This is a genomic window from Sphingomonas sp. LM7 (assembly GCF_002002925.1).
Taxonomy (GTDB): domain Bacteria; phylum Pseudomonadota; class Alphaproteobacteria; order Sphingomonadales; family Sphingomonadaceae; genus Sphingomonas.
In genome coordinates this window covers 3,016,908-3,031,757 of sequence record NZ_CP019511.1, presented here as the reverse complement: position 1 = coordinate 3,031,757, position 14,850 = coordinate 3,016,908, and the positions used below count along the sequence as shown (strand labels likewise).

Here is a 14,850-nt window from a genome sequence, read left to right as displayed (position 1 = left end):
GCTACCGCAACGCGATGATACTCGACTGGCACTTCTACGCGCTCGCGATTCCTGCTGTGATCCTGCTCGGTCTGGCCAAGGGCGGGTTCGCGGGAATCGGCGCGCTGTCGCTGCCGATGCTGACCTTCGCAATCGATCCCGTGCGCGCCGCGGCGATCCTGCTGCCGATCCTGATCGCGCAGGATCTGGTCGGCGTCTGGGCATTCCGCCGCACCGTCGACTGGCGCGTGCTGGGCTGGATGATGCCGGGCGCCGTACTCGGCATATGGCTAGGCTATGCCTTTGCCGCGAGCGTCTCGCCGCTTGGCGTCATGGCGGCGGTCGGCGCGATCTCGATGGTCTTCGGCGCCTATCGCCTATGGGCCGCGCGCCACGCCGCCGCCCCGCGCGAGACGGCGCGCTGGCCCGAATGGGTGGGCTCGCTGTTCGGCGTCGCCTCGGGCTTCACCAGCCAGATCGCCCATGCCGGACAGCCGCCGTTCCAGCTCTGGGTGTTGCCGCGCAACCTCGGCCGCGATGTGCTGATCGGCACGACTGCAATCTTCTTCGCCGCGATCAACTGGATCAAGGTACCGGCCTATGCCGCGCTCGGCCAGTTCACCCGCGCCAATCTGCTCACCGCCGCGGTGTTGCTGCCGCTGGCGCTGGTCTCGACTTTCGCAGGGGTGTGGCTCGTCCGCCGCATCGCGCCCGACCGATTCTATACGGCAATCTACTGCCTGATGATCCTGGTGGGCGCGGCGCTGATCTGGGAAGCGCTGCGCTGATTAGTCGAACAGCGACGACACCGAACTTTCGTCGGCGATTCGGCGGATCGCCTCGGCGAGCAGCGGCGCGATAGTCAGATGCCGGGTCTTGGCGCTCTCGGCGATCACGGCGTGGTTGCCGATCGAATCGGTGATCACCAGCTCGGTCAGTGCCGACGCATCGACGCGCGCCACTGCGCCGCCCGACAGCACGCCATGGGTGCAATAGGCGACTACGTCCTCGGCGCCCGCCGCCTTGAGCGCGGCGGCGGCGTTGCACAGGGTGCCCGCCGAATCGACAATGTCGTCGATCAGGATGCAGAAGCGGCCCTCGACATTGCCGATGATGTTCATCACTTCGGATTCGCCCGGGCGCTCGCGGCGCTTGTCGACGATCGCCAGCGGGGCGTTGTCGAGCCGCTTGGCCAGCGCACGGGCGCGGACCACGCCGCCGACGTCGGGCGACACGACCATCCATTGCTTGCCTGGGAAGCGCGTGGTGATGTCGGCTGACATCACCGGCGCGCCGAACAGATTGTCGGTGGGAATGTCGAAAAAGCCCTGGATCTGCCCGGCGTGGAGATCGACTGAGAGCACGCGATTGGCGCCTGCTGTGGTGATCAGGTTGGCGACCAGCTTGGCCGAGATCGGCGTGCGCGGACCGGGCTTCCGATCCTGGCGGGCATAGCCGAAATAGGGAAGTACTGCGGTGATCCGCTTGGCCGATGCGCGGCGCAGCGCATCGATCATGATCAGCAGCTCCATGAGATTGTCGTTCGCCGGGAAGCTGGTCGACTGGAGCACGAACACGTCCTCGCCGCGGACATTCTCGAGGATCTCGACGAAGATCTCCTCATCGGCGAAGCGACGGACATTGGCCTGGGTCAGCGGGATTTCGAGATAGTTCGCAATCGCGCTGGCGAGCGGCGTGTTCGAATTGCCGGCCATCAGTTTCATATGCGCCACTCCAGAGCCTTGCTATGCCCGTGCGCCTTAGAGGCCAAAGTGCCGAATTGGAAAGACCCTGATGCCGCTCGAACATCACGAACCGCTTTCCTGGGTGACCTTTTCGCTCGATGCCGAGACCCAGATAGCCGCCAGCCGCGCCAATTTCCGGCGCCAGATGCGTTCACGCCGCACGCTGACCCGTATTGCCATCGCAGTGATCGTGTTTGCCGGCATCGGCCTCGGCATCGGGTTTTTGCTAGGTGATGCCGATCCTGCGAGCTTTGCGCTGATCCTGGGTGGCGAAGCGATCGTGATCTTTCCCGTACTGTTTCTCGCGCTCTATGCGGTGATCCCGCGCCGGGTGCGGCGGCTGGTACGGCAGAATCCTGTGCTGGGCAGGCCGATTGAGGCGTGCTGGTCGTCGGCCGGGCTTTCTGCCCGCGGTGCGAACGGGACGAGCGAACTGGCATGGAGCGACTTTTATGGATGGCACCGGGCTGAGATCGGGTTCCTGCTGTACCTCAACGATCAGCTTTATCATGTGATTCCCGGCGCGGTGCTGTCGAGGCAGCAACAGGATCGCCTCTGCGCCATCCTCGAGACCTCGGGCCTCAGGCGGCTATGAGCGGATTTGCGCGCCTCGGCTACGCTGGCTAGAGCGCCGCGATGACGGTGATCACCCGCTTCGCTCCCAGCCCGACCGGCACGCTGCATGTCGGCAACCTGCGCACCGCGCTCCACAATTGGATGTATGCGAAGGCGCATGGCGGGCGCTTCCTGCTGCGCATCGACGACACTGATCGCGCGCGTTCGGAGGAGCGTCACGTCGAGTCGATCCGTGCCGACCTCGCTTGGCTGGGTCTCGCCCTCGATGGCGAGGAGCGCCAGTCGGCGCGCTTCGATCGCTATGAGGCGGTGTTCGCCGAACTGGTCGCGAAGCAATGGATCTATCCGGCGTACGAAACGCCGGACGAACTGGAATTGCGGCGCAAGGTGCTGCTCGGGCGCGGGCTGCCGCCGATCTACGAGCGCAGCGCGCTTGCGCTAACCGAGGCCGATCGTACCGCGCTGGAAGCCGAAGGCCGCCGTCCGCACTGGCGCTTCCGCCTGTCTCATATCCCGATCGTCTGGGACGACCTGATCCGCGGCCCGCAGCGCTTCGACGCCGCGACGATGAGCGACCCCGTCATCCGCCGTGCCGACGGATCATGGCTCTACCTCCTGCCCAGCGTGATCGACGATGTCGACATGGGCGTCACGCATGTCGTGCGCGGGGAGGACCATGTCTCGAACACGGCGCTCCAGCTTCAGATGTTCCACGCCATGGGTGCCACCCCGCCCGCTTTCGCGCATGAGGCGCTGCTGACCGGCAATGAAGGCAAGCTCTCCAAGCGGCTCGGCTCGCTCGGCGTCGATCATTTCCGCGACGCCGGGATCGAGTCGCAGGCGCTGGTCGCGCTGCTCGCGCGGATCGGCACCAGCGATCCCGTCGAGCCCGTCGCCGATGCCGCGCCGCTGATCGCCAGCTTCGACTTTGGCCGCTTCGGTCGCGCCCCTGCGCGTTTCGACGAAGGCGAGCTCGCACAGCTCAATGCACGCATCGTCCACCAGCTCGGTTTCGACGCTGTCGCGGACCGACTTCCCGATGGCATGACGTCAGCTGCCTGGGAGGCGATCCGGCCCAATCTTTCCACCGTCGCCGAGGCCGCGGACTGGTGGCGGGTGGTCGAAGGGCCAGTCGATCCGGCCGATCTGTCACCTGACGACCGCGCATATCTGGCGCAGGCAGCGGCGGCCGCAGCATCGATAGACTGGTCGGCCGATTCCTGGCCCGCGCTGACCGGCGCGCTCAAGGAAACGACCGGCCGCAAAGGCAAGTCGCTGTTCTTGCCGCTGCGACTCGCGCTTACCGGCCGCGAGCACGGCCCCGACATGGCCACCCTGCTCCCGCTTATCGGCAAGGATCGAGCCCTCCTGCGCCTCGCCGCTAGTGGATAAGGACGCTATTTACCTGTATTGTGTAATGATGTATCATCACTGAAACCGGCAACAGACCGGCACATTAGGTGGAGAGCAACGCATGTATGCCGAACATCGCTATGCACCGCAGCAGTCCCGCGCCGTTAGCTTCGGGGCTGCCCTTGCCATCAACGGCGCGCTGATCGCCGGGCTGATCCTGGCCGCGCCCGAGATACTGCCCAAGCCCCAGCCGAGGATCCTCGAGGCCGAGAATATTCCGCTCGAACTGACCCCGCCCGAAAAGTCCAAGGAACAGCCCAAGCTCGATCGCGAAATCGCCCGCGATCCGCCGATCTACGTGCCCGACACGCCGATCCGAATCCCGACCGACAATCCGATCCCTGCCACCAACGAGTATCCGGAGACGCCCGTCCCACCGCTCCAGCCGCCCGCGCCAACGGGTGATCTCAAGCTTGCCGAGCCGCCCGCGCCGTTGCCGCCCTTGCTCGGCGCCGAGCAGGATATGCGCTACGTCCGCGACTTCCAGCCCGGCTATCCGTCCCCCGAACTGCGCGCCCAGCGCGACGGCATTGTCCGGATCAAGGTGCTGATCGGCATCGACGGGCGCGTGAAGGCCGCCGAGGCGGTCAGCGCGACCAGCGATGCGTTCTTCGACGCTACGCGGCGGCAGGCGCTGTCGAAATGGCGGTTCAAGCCTGCGACGCGGGGCGGGGTTCCGCAGGAGAGCTGGAAGACGATGACCGTCCGGTTCGAGATCAAGAATCAGTGACATGGTGCGCGGGGGTTTGCCCTGGAGCCCCCGCGTCCTTATCTTCGGCGCAGAATGAAGTTCCTCAGATTCTTCTCGCCGCTCGGCGCCTATCGCGACCTGCGTTCCTTCCTCGCCACGCGCCGCCGGCACGAGGTGGGCTTCTTGGGTCTGTCGCTTGCGCTTACCTTGCTCATTCTCTGGGCGTTCGTGAAGGACTCGCACTTCGAGAAGCCGTATGAGCGCAACATCATCTATGTCGAGCAATGGCCGATCACGCGGACCGACGACCAAATCCGCAAGCAGCAGGTGATCGACGAGGCCAAGCGCAATATCGAGAAGGCGGCGCTGGAAAAGAAGCGCAAGCAGCGCCAGGCCGAATTCAAGCGGCTCGACGACAAGCTGGAAAAGTGGGGCTTCTGACCGGCGCCCGCTGGATGGGCGCGGCACTAGCGTTATCGGAGCGCTCGCGCGGGCGCACCGCCCCCAATCCCAATGTCGGCTGCGTACTGGTTCGTGATGACCGTGTGGTCGGCCGCGGCTGGACCCAGCCCGGCGGCCGCCCCCATGCCGAGGCGATGGCGCTGGTGCAGGCGGGCGAAAAGTCGCGCGGCGCGACTTGCTACGTTACCCTCGAACCCTGCGCCCATATCTCGTCCCGTGGCCCCGCTTGCGCCGACCTGCTGGTCGAGGCCGGTGTCGCTCGGGTGGTGATCGGCCTCGGCGATCCCGATCCGCGCACCAATGGCCAAGGCGCCGCGCGCCTCCGCGCCGCCGGGATTGAGGTTATTGAAAATGCCGCCGAGGCGCAGGCGCGCGCGGCGATGCCTGGCTTTCTCACGCGCCGCGCCAAAGGCCGCCCTTTCGTTACGCTCAAGCTCGCCACCTCGCTCGACGGGCGTATCGCACTCGATTCGGGCGAGAGCCGCTGGATCACGGGCCCGGAATCGCGGGCGCACGCCCATCTCGAACGCGCTCGGCACGAGGCTATCCTCGTCGGGCGCCGCACCTGGGAGATCGACCGGCCCAAGCTTGACGTGCGGCTGCCGGGAATCGAGTTGCGCTCGCCGCGTCGCCTGATCCTGTCGGCGACCGGCGATCTCGCGCGTCCGTCCGATATTGCCAGCCTTGAAGGCATCGACCATCTCCTCGTCGAAGGCGGTGCCGAGACCGCTGCCGCCTTCCTGCGGGAGGGTCTGGTGGATCGCCTGCTACTTTACCGGGCGCCCATCCTGATCGGCGCGGGCAAGTCCGCGCTTGGCGACATCGGCCTGGCCGAACTTTCTGCCGCGCATGGTCGCTGGCGGATGATCGACACGCGAATGCTTGGCAGCGACCGACTCGAAGTCTACGCGAGCGCCTGATGTTTACGGGAATCGTCACCGATATCGGCACCGTCGTTGCCGCCAGCCGCCAGGGCGACCTGCGCGTCGAGGTCTCCACTGCCTATGACGTCGATACCATCGACCTCGGCGCGTCGATCTCCTGCTCGGGCGTATGCCTGACGGTGGTCGACAAGGTGCCGGGCCGCGTTGCGTTCGACGTCTCGGCGGAAACAGTATCGCGCACGGCGTCGGATATGTGGACGCAGGGCCGTCGCCTCAACCTTGAACGCGCTTTGAAGCTCGGTGACGAGCTTGGCGGGCATATCGTCACGGGGCATGTCGACGGCATCGGCACGGTTGCAGAATTCCGCGAGGAGGGCGGCTCGCACCGCCTCACCATCGCGGCGGACAAGGCGCTGGCGCCCTATGTCGCCGCCAAGGGCTCGATCACCGTCGATGGCGTCTCGCTCACCGTCAATGCAATCGAAGATACTGCGTCGGGCGTAAATCTGATGCTCAACATCATTCCCCACACTGCTTCCGTCACTACATTCGGGGCACTTCAACCGGGCCAGGCCGTCAATCTCGAGATCGATGTCCTTGCCCGCTACCTGCAGCGCATGGAGGCGCTTCGTGCCCAGTCCTGAACTCGCCCGCCTGAAGCATGGCTTCCTCTCCTCGCCCGAGGAACTGATCGACGAGGCCCGCAACGGCCGCATGTTCATCCTGGTCGACGACGAGGACCGCGAGAATGAAGGCGACCTCGTCATCCCCGCGCAGATGGCGACGCCCGACGCGATCAACTTCATGGCCAAGTTCGGCCGCGGGCTGATCTGCTTGGCGATGACCAAGGACCGGGTGGACCAGCTCGGGCTCGACCTGATGTCGCGCAACAACGGCACGCGCCACGAGACCGCGTTCACTGTCTCGATCGAGGCGCGCGAAGGCGTCACTACCGGTATTTCCGCCGCCGATCGCGCACGCACCATTTCGGTTGCGATCGACGCGTCGAAGGACCGCACCGCGATCGTCACGCCGGGCCATGTCTTCCCGCTCGTCGCGCGCGACGGTGGCGTGCTCGTCCGCACCGGGCATACCGAAGCCGCGGTCGATGTGGCGCGGCTTGCCGGGCTCAATCCCTCGGGCGTGATCTGTGAGATCATGAAGGACGACGGGACGATGGCGCGTCTCGACGACCTCGTCTCTTTTGCCCAGTTCCACAGTCTCAAGCTCGGCACGATCCGTGACCTGATCGCCTATCGCCGCCGCCACGACCATCTCGTCGAGAAGCGTGCCGAGGCGAGTTTCGTCAGTGACTGGGGCGGCGAGTGGACAGCGCTCACTTATTGGAACAAGGCGACCGAGAGCGAGCAGGTCGCGCTGGTCAAGGGTCGGATCGACCCGGCCAAGCCGACCTTGGTGCGAATGCACGCGCTTTCGCCGTTCAGTGATATCTTCGGCGAAGACGGCGCACGCGGCGGGCTGCTGCGCCGCTCGATGGAGATCATCGGCGAGGAGGGCGCCGGCGTGGTCGTGGTGATCAACAAGCCGCGCCCCGACCAGTTCAGCGTCGCGCTGGAGGCCAAGGCCGGGACGCGCGAGCCCCGCGACATGGACGAACTGCGCGACTACGGCGTCGGCGCGACGATCCTCACCGAACTGGGCGTGCACGACATGATCCTGCTCACCAACACTCACCACACGCTGGTCGGACTCGACGGCTACGGCCTGTCGATCGTCGGCGAGCGTGCAATCGATACGGAAAACTGATGGCCCGCGTCCTGATCGTCGAAGCCCGCTTCTATGCGCATCTGAACGACATGCTGCTCGATGGCGCGCGCACTGCACTGCAGGAGGCGGGGCACGACTATGAGATCGTCACTGTTCCCGGCGCGCTCGAAGTGCCCGGTGCCGTGGCCCTCGCCGCCGAGAGCGGGCAGTATGACGCCTATGTCGCGCTCGGCGTGGTGATCCGCGGCGAGACCTATCATTTCGAGATCGTCGCCGGCGAAAGCGCGCGCGGCCTGATGGCGCTGGCGCTCGACGGTTTGCCCCTGGGCAACGGCATCCTCACCGTGGAGAATGAGGCGCAGGCGCTGGTGCGTGCCGATCCCGCGCAGAAGGACAAGGGCGGCGAGGCGGCCCAGGCGGCACTGGCGATGCTGGCGCTCAAGGCAAAGTTCGGCTGAGCGATGATGCGGCCGCCGCCCTCCCGCTACAAGGTGGTGGAGCGCGGCCGGCGGCTGGAAGTGATCGACACGCGGACGGGCCGGCCGGCTTCTTCTGCGCCCCCGTCGTTTGAAGGACGGGATATCGGGACGCCGGCGCGCGATTTGTCAGGCCCTCCCCCTACCCCTCCCGCAAGCGGAGCGCGCACTTCGGGCGCCGGAATCGACTCCGGCACCTTCGTCACCAAGCGCTGGTATGACGACAAGGCACCTCGCATTTTCCGCCTGAGCCAGACCAATCGCGCGCGGCTGCTCAGCCTGCGCTGGGGCGCCGCGATCGCCATTGCGCTGCTGGTGGTGGTGCTGTTCTGGTTCTGGCCGCTGGTGGTCTTCCTGGTGTTCACGCTCGCCGCGGGCCCGAAGCTGCGCGCGCAACTTCGGGCCGCCAGCACCAACTGGCTCGATGGACTGGATAGGTCCTGAACTATTCCCCGGCCTTTAGCCGGGGAATTGGGGCGCTTTGAGGTTAGGCGCCCGCTCAGCATCCCAGCGCGGATAGTCGGTATAGCCCTCGGCTCCGCCCACATAGAACAGCTCCTCGCGCTGCGGATTGAGCGGCAGCTTCTCGGCGAGCCGCACCGGCAGATCGGGATTGGCGAGGAAGGTGCGGCCATAGGCGATGGCATCGGCTTCGCCCGCATCGAGCGCCGCCTGCGCGTCGTCGGCATGATAGTCCGAATTGAGCGCCAGCGGGCCCTTGAACACCTTGCGCATCACCGGATGGACCGGCGGATGATCGGGCGTGCCGCGCGTGCCCGTCGGACGAGGCTCGCGCATTTCGAGGAAGGCGATGCCGATCTCGTCGAGCTTCGCCGCTGCCGCTTCGAACAAGGGCGCGGGATTGCTGTCGTTGACCCCCTGGACTTCGCCGTTGGGCGAAAGGCGCACGCCGGTGCGGTCGGCGCCTACCGTGTCCACCACGCGGCGCGTGACTTGGTCGAGCAGCCGGATGCGGTTGTCGATCGATCCGCCATATTCGTCGTCACGGAAGTTCGAATTGTCGCGCAGGAAGGAGTCGATCAGATAGCCGTTGGCGGCGTGGATCTGCACCCCGTCGAACCCGGCGCGGATCGCGTTCGCCGAAGCGCGCGTATAATCGTCGAGCAGGCCGGGAATCTCGTCGGTGCGCAGCGGACGGGCCTGCGCATAGGGGCGCTTGATCTCGCCGCTCTCCTCGGCCGAATATGTGCGCACGCTGCCCGGCGCGGTGTTCGCCGACGCCGATACCGGCGCCTCGCCGCCGAGAAAGTCGGGATGCACCAGCCGGCCCATGTGCCAGAGCTGCGCGACGATCTTGCCGCCCGCTTCGTGCACCGCGGCGACTACCGGCTTCCACGCCTCGACCTGCTCCTCGCTCCACAGCCCGGGTGCATAGGCCCAGCCAAGGCCTTGCTGGCTGATGCCGGTCGCCTCGGAGATGATCAGTCCGGCGCCGGCGCGCTGTGCATAATAGTCGGCCACGATCGGCGTCGGAACATGCGCGCGGGTCGCGCGGCCGCGGGTCAATGGCGCCATCAGGATGCGGTTCTTGGCGTGGATCGCGCCGAACTGGATGGGATCGAACAGGCTGGGCATCGAACAAGAAGACCTTTGTTGTGGTCGGAGCCAGATAGGGCGTTAGAGGGCGCTATGCAGGAAGCGCGGACCGCAAGGAAAACTATCCCGGTTAGAAGCCACGCGACGATGGCGCTTGCCGCCCTGGTGATCGCCAACATCGCGCTCGCTTTTGGTCCGCTGTTCGTCCGCGTTTCCGATGTCGGGCCGGTGGCGGCGGGGTTCTGGCGGATCGCACTGGCGACCCCCGTGCTGCTCGCCGCATCGATGCTGATGGGCGAGCGGCCGGTACGGGCGTCGCGCGGGCTGTGGGGCGTGCTCGCGGTGGCCGGCGTCGCTTTCGCCGCCGATCTGGCGAGCTGGCATGTCGGCATCGGCCGCACCACGCTCGCCAACGCCACGCTGTTCGGCAATTCGGCGAGCTTCCTCTTCCCGATCTACGGCTTCATCGCCGCGCGGATGTGGCCGTCGCGGATGCAGGGGCTGGCGCTCGCGCTTGCTGCAATCGGCGCGGCACTTTTGATGGGGCGCTCGGCGAGCCTGTCGCCGCGCAATCTCACCGGCGACTTGTTCTGCCTGCTCGCCGGGCTGCTCTACGCGCTCTATTTCATCCTGATGGCGGGGGTGCGCGAGCGGCTCGCTCCGATCCCGGCGCTGGCGCTGTCGTCGCTCGCGTCGATCCCGCCGCTGCTGCTGCTCGCCTTCGCGCTCGGCGAGCAGATCTGGCCGGGCAGCTGGTGGCCGTTATTTGCGATGGCGGTCGTCAGCCAGCTGATCGGGCAGGGTTGTATGATCTACGCGCTCGGCCATCTGACGCCGCTCGTCGTCGGCATCGCCTTGCTGATCCAGCCGGCAGTCGCCGCGACGCTCGGCTGGGTGGTCTTCGACGAGCGGCTCGCCGCAGCGGACGCGGTCGGCGCAGTGCTGGTCGCGCTTGCGCTGGTGCTCGTGCGACAAGGGAGCAAGCCGCAACCGCTTGCGCCCGGCGCCGGGGCGCCTAAATCGGCATGATGGACCTCGCAGACGCAACGCTCGACGAACTTCGCGACGCGCTCGCGCCAGCGGTTGCCGCCAATGCCGCGTTCGATGGCTGGAGCGACGCCGCGCTGAACGCCGCCGCCGACGCGCATGGGGTAGATCGCGACGTCGCCCGGCTCGCTTTCTCGGGCGGGGCGGTGGTGATGATCGACGCGTGGTTTGCCAGCATCGATCATGCCATGGCCGCACGCTTCACGCCCGAAGCGCTCGCCGCGATGAAGATCCGCGCGCGAATCACTGCGCTGGTAGAGGCCCGGCTCGACATCGCCGCGCCGAATCGCGAGGCACTGCGCCGAGCCGCCGCGATCCTGGCGATGCCGCAGAATGTCGCGCGTGCCGCAAAGCTTGGCTGGCGCTCGGCCGATGTCATGTGGCGCCTCGCGGGCGACACCGCGACCGACTACAACCACTATACCAAGCGCGCGATGCTCGGCGGCATCTATGCAGCCACCATCGCGGTGTTTCTCCAGGACGACAGCGAGGGCCACGCCGATACCCGCGCCTTTCTCGGCCGGCGGATCGAGAACATCATGCAGTTCGAAAAAGCCAAGGCGGGGTTTCTCGCCCGCACTTCGCATCGGCCCAGCCTGTCGCGCTTTATCGGCCGGCTGCGCTATCCGGTAGTCTAGGGCCCTTCCCACTAGCGCGCTGGGAAGGTTGTTGATAATGACTCGCAGCATGAACATCGCCGCTGCGATTCCCCAGCCCGTCCGGCTTGCCCAACTCCCACGTCTCAAGCCCGGCACGGTGGCGACGGTCGATTGGCATGTCCTCACCGAACCCGAAAGCCGGCGCCTGCGCGAGCTTGGTCTCGATGAGGGTGTCGAAGTCGAGATGCTCCATCGCTCCGGCCTGCTCGGCGGCGGCCCCGTCGCCTGCCGGATCGGTCGGATGACGGTGGCGCTGCGCCGCCATGTCGCCGCCGCGATTCACGTGTCGCCGAACGCCGGATCATGAACCAGGCACCGTTGGTCGCGCTGGTCGGCAACCCCAATGCCGGCAAGAGCGCGCTGTTCAATGCGCTTACCGGCGCGCGGCAGAAGGTCGGCAATTATCCCGGCGTCACGGTCGAGCGCCACGCCGGGCGCATGGCACTGCCCGATGGCCGTCCGGTCGAATTGCTTGACTTGCCTGGCGCCTACAGCCTCGATCCTTCGTCGCCCGACGAGGAAGTGACGCGCGACGTGCTGGTCGGACGCCAGCAGGGCGAGCGGCTGCCGGACGCGATCATCACCGTGATCGACGCGTCGAACCTCGACAATCACCTGCGCTTCACGCTCCAGCTGATCGCTTTAGGGCTGCCGATCGTCGTCGCGCTCAACATGGTCGATCTGGCCGAGCGCGACGGGCTGAAGCTCGATCCCGAGGCACTGGAGCGCGAACTCGGCGTGCCCGTGGTGCCCACCGTGGCGGTACGCAAGCGCGGCCTCGAGGCGCTCAAGGAACGGCTCGGCGAAGTTGTCCGCACCGTCCATACCGTGCGTCCCGGTGCCGGGGTCACCCACGACATCGTCGTCCTCCAGCGCCGCGCGCGCCAGATCGCCACGGCGGTCACCATCTCCGAGACGGCCGCCCGCCGCTGGACGCATCGCCTCGACGCCGTGGCGCTGCATCCGCTATGGGGCACTATCCTCCTTCTCGGCATATTGTTTGTGATGTTCCAGGCGGTGTTCGCCTGGTCGGAGGCGCCGATCGGCTGGATCGAGGCGGGCATGGCCTGGCTCGGCGGCGCTATCGGCGATACGCTTCCCGACGGGCTGCTCCGCTCGATGATCGTCGATGGCGTGATCGCCGGCGTCGGCGCCGTCGTGGTGTTCCTTCCGCAGATTCTGATCCTGTTCGCCTTCATCCTTGTCCTGGAGGCGTCGGGTTACATGGTTCGTGCCGCCTTCCTGATGGACCGGGTGATGTCGAGCGTCGGCCTGTCGGGCCGCGCCTTCATTCCCCTGCTTTCCAGTTTCGCCTGCGCAGTCCCTGGGATCATGGCGACGCGCACAATCTCGGACGAGAAGGACCGGCTGACCACGATCCTTATCGCACCGCTGATGACCTGCTCGGCGCGGTTGCCAGTCTATGCAATCATCATCGGCGCGCTGATCCCCGATCGTTCGGTGCTGCCGGGGATCGGATTGCAGGGGCTGGTGCTATTCGCCCTGTATGTGATGGGGATCGTCGGCGCCTTCGTGGCGGCACTCGTGCTGCGTCACACGGTCACCAAGGGGGCGACCTCGGGCTTCATGATGGAGATGCCCAAATATCAGTTGCCGCGGCTGCGCGATCTTGCAGTCGGGCTGTGGCAGCGCGCCGAGATTTTCCTCAAGCGCGCAGGCACGATCATCCTGTTCACCACCATCGTGCTCTGGGCGCTGCTCAGCTTCCCCAAGCCGCCCGAGGGCTCGAGCGTGTCGCAGGTCGATTATTCGATCGCCGGACGGATCGGGCATGGGCTCGAGGCCGTAGTTGCGCCGATCGGCTTCAATCGCGACATCGCGCTGGCGCTGATCCCGGCGATGGCGGCGCGCGAAGTCGCGGTCGCTGCAATCGGCACCGTCTATGCGGTCGAAAATCCCGAAGACGCCTCGGGCGAGGCGACGATACGCGAGAACCTGCGCAAGAACTGGACGCTGCCGACCGCGCTCGCCTTTCTGATGTGGTTCGTGTTCGCGCCGCAGTGCATCTCGACGATCGCGGTAACGCGGCGCGAGACCAATGGCTGGAAATGGCCCGCCTTCATGGTCGGCTATCTGTTCGTGCTCGCCTATGTGTCGGCGGGGATTACCTATTGGAGCGCGGTGGCGCTCGGCCTTTAGTCGCGCTTCGACTCGTCGAGCAGCCGCACCAGTTTTGCGGGCTCGGCGGCGTCTGCCTGCTTCTGTGCCTTTGTCCGCCCGAAGCGCGTACGGTTGACCTCGGCCTGCGCTGCCTTGTCCACACGAGTCTTCGCCTTGCGCGCCTTGTTCAGGTTGATGATCTCAGCCATCGATAGTACCCTGTTCGTTCACCTATCCATATCGATCATACAGCGGAGTTTCCATGGCCGGCAGCGTCAACAAGGTCATTCTGATCGGCAATCTCGGGCGCGATCCCGAATCGCGGTCGTTCCAGAACGGCGGCAAGGTGGTCGAGCTCCGCATCGCCACGTCGGAAAGCTGGAAGGACCGCAACTCGGGCGAGCGCAAGGAAAAGACCGAGTGGCACACGGTCAAGGTCTTCAACGAAGGCCTTGCCAACGTCGCCGAGAAATATCTGCGCAAGGGCAGCAAGGTCTATATCGAAGGCGCGCTGACCACCCGCAAGTGGCAGGACCCGCAGGGCAATGACCGCTATTCGACCGAAGTCACGCTTCAAGGCTTCAATTCGGTGCTGACCATGCTGGACGGCGCGCCCGGCCAGGGCGGCGGCGCGGGTCGCAGCAGCGGTGGCGGCGGCGATGACTGGGGCGCCAGCGGCGGCGACGAGTTCTCGGGCCAGTCGTCGAGCCGCGGCGGAAGCGGTGGCGGCGGCAACTTCAACGGCGGCGGCCAGAAGAGCGGCGGCAATTTCGGCGGCGGCTTCCCCGACGATCTCGACGACGACGTGCCGTTCTGAGCAACTTGCGTCCCGGCGCATCGTTGGGTGTCCGAAGGGGATCGACGATGCGCCATTTGACCGTGAGTTCCGCGCTGCTGCTTGCGGCATGCGGCGGCGGGGTCTCCTCGGAGACGACGGACGACCCCACCGGACAGAATGTCGCCGCGGCAGCAGCCGAGGGCAAGCCCGCTGCCATCTCGGCGGCAATCGACTGTTCGAACAAGCCCGATTTCGTGCCGATCTATGCCGATTCTCAGATCACCACCTGCATCTCGGGCCCCGATGGCACGCCGCGCCATGTCAGCGGCAGCATCGTCTATCTGACCAGGGAGCAGCCGGCCAAGGTACTGGGCTGGTCCCGCGAGCAGGCCAATGCCTCTGGCCTCGGCCAGGTTTTGCTGACGCCGACCAAATATACTGCGGGCGAGGAAAAAGAGCGCAGCCTGATGATCGTGGTCGAGCCGATGAACGGCGGCACGCGCGCCACCGTAAATTGGGGCCGCAGCGTTCACCCCTAGGACATTGGTATCTTCCCCGCCCCTGAACAGAATGCGGGCTATGGCTGGTCGCGTGCGCTCGTGGAGACAGCGAAGTTGACACCAAGTTCACACTTAACGGCAGTTCCGCCGGCGCCGCCGCGATGTGGAAATTACCGATTGCTCGACCAGCATCGTGGATTCCGGGATCGACAGGGTCAAATAGCGGCGCCCGAG

The 14,850-nt window shown here is 66.2% G+C and carries 19 protein-coding genes; 16 read left to right on the top strand and 3 right to left on the bottom strand.

Features of this window, described 5'->3' with window-relative positions; all coding sequences use genetic code 11:
- Positions 1-14: 14 nt before the first annotated feature.
- The gene (locus BXU08_RS13875; protein ID WP_077510592.1) at positions 15-767 is read left to right on the top strand and encodes a sulfite exporter TauE/SafE family protein; all 753 of its coding nucleotides are present in this window, start codon (positions 15-17) and stop codon (positions 765-767) included.
- Here BXU08_RS13875 and BXU08_RS13870 read toward each other — a convergent pair whose 3' ends face one another.
- Positions 768-1,703: a ribose-phosphate pyrophosphokinase gene (locus tag BXU08_RS13870; protein ID WP_077510591.1), complete on the bottom strand. Its 936-nt coding sequence runs from the start codon at positions 1,701-1,703 to the stop codon at positions 768-770.
- A 70-nt stretch (positions 1,704-1,773) separates the two neighbouring features.
- On the opposite strand from BXU08_RS13870, the gene BXU08_RS13865 reads away from it, so the two are divergent.
- The 9 genes from BXU08_RS13865 (at position 1,774) to BXU08_RS13825 (ending at position 8,398) form a co-directional block, all read left to right on the top strand.
- Entirely contained in the window at positions 1,774-2,319 is a 546-nt protein-coding gene (locus BXU08_RS13865) for a YcxB family protein (protein ID WP_077510590.1), read from the top strand.
- A gap of 41 nt (positions 2,320-2,360) precedes the next feature.
- Positions 2,361-3,692 carry a glutamate--tRNA ligase gene (locus BXU08_RS13860; protein ID WP_077510589.1) on the top strand — a complete coding sequence of 444 codons (1,332 nt, stop codon included), beginning with the start codon at positions 2,361-2,363 and terminating at the stop codon, positions 3,690-3,692.
- Between the two features lie 82 nt (positions 3,693-3,774).
- Complete coding sequence (locus BXU08_RS13855) at positions 3,775-4,443, top strand: energy transducer TonB (protein ID WP_077510588.1); 669 nt, start codon at positions 3,775-3,777, stop codon at positions 4,441-4,443.
- A gap of 54 nt (positions 4,444-4,497) precedes the next feature.
- Positions 4,498-4,845 (top strand): hypothetical protein, encoded by a 348-nt coding sequence (locus BXU08_RS13850; RefSeq protein ID WP_077510587.1) that lies wholly within the window; start codon positions 4,498-4,500, stop codon positions 4,843-4,845.
- Positions 4,846-4,859: 14 nt separating this feature from the next.
- The gene (ribD, locus tag BXU08_RS13845) at positions 4,860-5,786 is read left to right on the top strand and encodes a bifunctional diaminohydroxyphosphoribosylaminopyrimidine deaminase/5-amino-6-(5-phosphoribosylamino)uracil reductase RibD (RefSeq protein ID WP_077512408.1); all 927 of its coding nucleotides are present in this window, start codon (positions 4,860-4,862) and stop codon (positions 5,784-5,786) included.
- The gene (locus tag BXU08_RS13840; protein WP_077510586.1) at positions 5,786-6,394 is read left to right on the top strand and encodes a riboflavin synthase; all 609 of its coding nucleotides are present in this window, start codon (positions 5,786-5,788) and stop codon (positions 6,392-6,394) included. Before ribD ends, BXU08_RS13840 begins: the two co-directional genes overlap by 1 nt.
- Positions 6,342-7,517: a 3,4-dihydroxy-2-butanone-4-phosphate synthase gene (ribB, locus tag BXU08_RS13835; RefSeq protein ID WP_077510585.1), complete on the top strand. Its 1,176-nt coding sequence runs from the start codon at positions 6,342-6,344 to the stop codon at positions 7,515-7,517. Before BXU08_RS13840 ends, ribB begins: the two co-directional genes overlap by 53 nt.
- Positions 7,517-7,936, top strand: a complete 420-nt coding sequence (ribH, locus tag BXU08_RS13830) for a 6,7-dimethyl-8-ribityllumazine synthase (RefSeq protein WP_077510584.1) — start codon at positions 7,517-7,519, stop codon at positions 7,934-7,936. Before ribB ends, ribH begins: the two co-directional genes overlap by 1 nt.
- Before the next feature lie 3 nt (positions 7,937-7,939).
- Entirely contained in the window at positions 7,940-8,398 is a 459-nt protein-coding gene (locus BXU08_RS13825) for a hypothetical protein (RefSeq protein WP_077510583.1), read from the top strand.
- Positions 8,399-8,413: 15 nt separating this feature from the next.
- Here the strand turns inward: BXU08_RS13825 and BXU08_RS13820 are convergent, their stop codons facing one another.
- Positions 8,414-9,550 (bottom strand): alkene reductase, encoded by a 1,137-nt coding sequence (locus BXU08_RS13820; RefSeq protein WP_077510582.1) that lies wholly within the window; start codon positions 9,548-9,550, stop codon positions 8,414-8,416.
- 108 nt (positions 9,551-9,658) lie between these two features.
- On the opposite strand from BXU08_RS13820, the gene BXU08_RS13815 reads away from it, so the two are divergent.
- The 4 genes from BXU08_RS13815 to BXU08_RS13800 are packed head-to-tail and all read left to right on the top strand — an operon-like array spanning position 9,659 to position 13,377.
- The gene (locus BXU08_RS13815; RefSeq protein WP_253190379.1) at positions 9,659-10,540 is read left to right on the top strand and encodes a DMT family transporter; all 882 of its coding nucleotides are present in this window, start codon (positions 9,659-9,661) and stop codon (positions 10,538-10,540) included.
- Positions 10,540-11,196: a COQ9 family protein gene (locus tag BXU08_RS13810; protein WP_077510580.1), complete on the top strand. Its 657-nt coding sequence runs from the start codon at positions 10,540-10,542 to the stop codon at positions 11,194-11,196. Before BXU08_RS13815 ends, BXU08_RS13810 begins: the two co-directional genes overlap by 1 nt.
- Positions 11,197-11,233: 37 nt before the next feature.
- Positions 11,234-11,524, top strand: a complete 291-nt coding sequence (locus BXU08_RS13805; protein WP_376787760.1) for a ferrous iron transport protein A — start codon at positions 11,234-11,236, stop codon at positions 11,522-11,524.
- Positions 11,521-13,377 (top strand): ferrous iron transporter B, encoded by a 1,857-nt coding sequence (locus tag BXU08_RS13800; protein ID WP_077510578.1) that lies wholly within the window; start codon positions 11,521-11,523, stop codon positions 13,375-13,377. Before BXU08_RS13805 ends, BXU08_RS13800 begins: the two co-directional genes overlap by 4 nt.
- On the opposite strand, the gene BXU08_RS13795 is transcribed toward BXU08_RS13800, so the two are convergent.
- Positions 13,374-13,547 (bottom strand): DUF4169 family protein, encoded by a 174-nt coding sequence (locus BXU08_RS13795; protein ID WP_077510577.1) that lies wholly within the window; start codon positions 13,545-13,547, stop codon positions 13,374-13,376. The two genes, BXU08_RS13800 and BXU08_RS13795, sit on opposite strands and share 4 nt — an antisense overlap.
- Before the next feature lie 53 nt (positions 13,548-13,600).
- On the opposite strand from BXU08_RS13795, the gene ssb reads away from it, so the two are divergent.
- Together ssb and BXU08_RS13785 are read left to right on the top strand one after the other, a co-directional pair.
- Entirely contained in the window at positions 13,601-14,155 is a 555-nt protein-coding gene (gene ssb / locus BXU08_RS13790; protein WP_077510576.1) for a single-stranded DNA-binding protein, read from the top strand.
- A gap of 47 nt (positions 14,156-14,202) precedes the next feature.
- The gene (locus BXU08_RS13785; RefSeq protein WP_077510575.1) at positions 14,203-14,655 is read left to right on the top strand and encodes a hypothetical protein; all 453 of its coding nucleotides are present in this window, start codon (positions 14,203-14,205) and stop codon (positions 14,653-14,655) included.
- The last annotated feature ends 195 nt before the right edge of the window (positions 14,656-14,850 follow it).

Bases quoted from the DNA above. Each gene is read 5' to 3' on its own strand.
- BXU08_RS13875 (WP_077510592.1), top strand. From the start codon at position 15: ATGATACTCGACTGGCACTTCTACGCGCTCGCGATTCCTGCTGTGATC.
- BXU08_RS13870 (WP_077510591.1), bottom strand. From the start codon at position 1,703: ATGAAACTGATGGCCGGCAATTCGAACACGCCGCTCGCCAGCGCGATT.
- BXU08_RS13865 (WP_077510590.1), top strand. From the start codon at position 1,774: ATGCCGCTCGAACATCACGAACCGCTTTCCTGGGTGACCTTTTCGCTC.
- BXU08_RS13860 (WP_077510589.1), top strand. From the start codon at position 2,361: ATGACGGTGATCACCCGCTTCGCTCCCAGCCCGACCGGCACGCTGCAT.
- BXU08_RS13855 (WP_077510588.1), top strand. From the start codon at position 3,775: ATGTATGCCGAACATCGCTATGCACCGCAGCAGTCCCGCGCCGTTAGC.
- BXU08_RS13850 (WP_077510587.1), top strand. From the start codon at position 4,498: ATGAAGTTCCTCAGATTCTTCTCGCCGCTCGGCGCCTATCGCGACCTG.
- ribD (WP_077512408.1), top strand. From the start codon at position 4,860: ATGGGCGCGGCACTAGCGTTATCGGAGCGCTCGCGCGGGCGCACCGCC.
- BXU08_RS13840 (WP_077510586.1), top strand. From the start codon at position 5,786: ATGTTTACGGGAATCGTCACCGATATCGGCACCGTCGTTGCCGCCAGC.
- ribB (WP_077510585.1), top strand. From the start codon at position 6,342: ATGTCCTTGCCCGCTACCTGCAGCGCATGGAGGCGCTTCGTGCCCAGT.
- ribH (WP_077510584.1), top strand. From the start codon at position 7,517: ATGGCCCGCGTCCTGATCGTCGAAGCCCGCTTCTATGCGCATCTGAAC.
- BXU08_RS13825 (WP_077510583.1), top strand. From the start codon at position 7,940: ATGATGCGGCCGCCGCCCTCCCGCTACAAGGTGGTGGAGCGCGGCCGG.
- BXU08_RS13820 (WP_077510582.1), bottom strand. From the start codon at position 9,550: ATGCCCAGCCTGTTCGATCCCATCCAGTTCGGCGCGATCCACGCCAAG.
- BXU08_RS13815 (WP_253190379.1), top strand. From the start codon at position 9,659: ATGGCGCTTGCCGCCCTGGTGATCGCCAACATCGCGCTCGCTTTTGGT.
- BXU08_RS13810 (WP_077510580.1), top strand. From the start codon at position 10,540: ATGGACCTCGCAGACGCAACGCTCGACGAACTTCGCGACGCGCTCGCG.
- BXU08_RS13805 (WP_376787760.1), top strand. From the start codon at position 11,234: ATGACTCGCAGCATGAACATCGCCGCTGCGATTCCCCAGCCCGTCCGG.
- BXU08_RS13800 (WP_077510578.1), top strand. From the start codon at position 11,521: ATGAACCAGGCACCGTTGGTCGCGCTGGTCGGCAACCCCAATGCCGGC.
- BXU08_RS13795 (WP_077510577.1), bottom strand. From the start codon at position 13,547: ATGGCTGAGATCATCAACCTGAACAAGGCGCGCAAGGCGAAGACTCGT.
- ssb (WP_077510576.1), top strand. From the start codon at position 13,601: ATGGCCGGCAGCGTCAACAAGGTCATTCTGATCGGCAATCTCGGGCGC.
- BXU08_RS13785 (WP_077510575.1), top strand. From the start codon at position 14,203: ATGCGCCATTTGACCGTGAGTTCCGCGCTGCTGCTTGCGGCATGCGGC.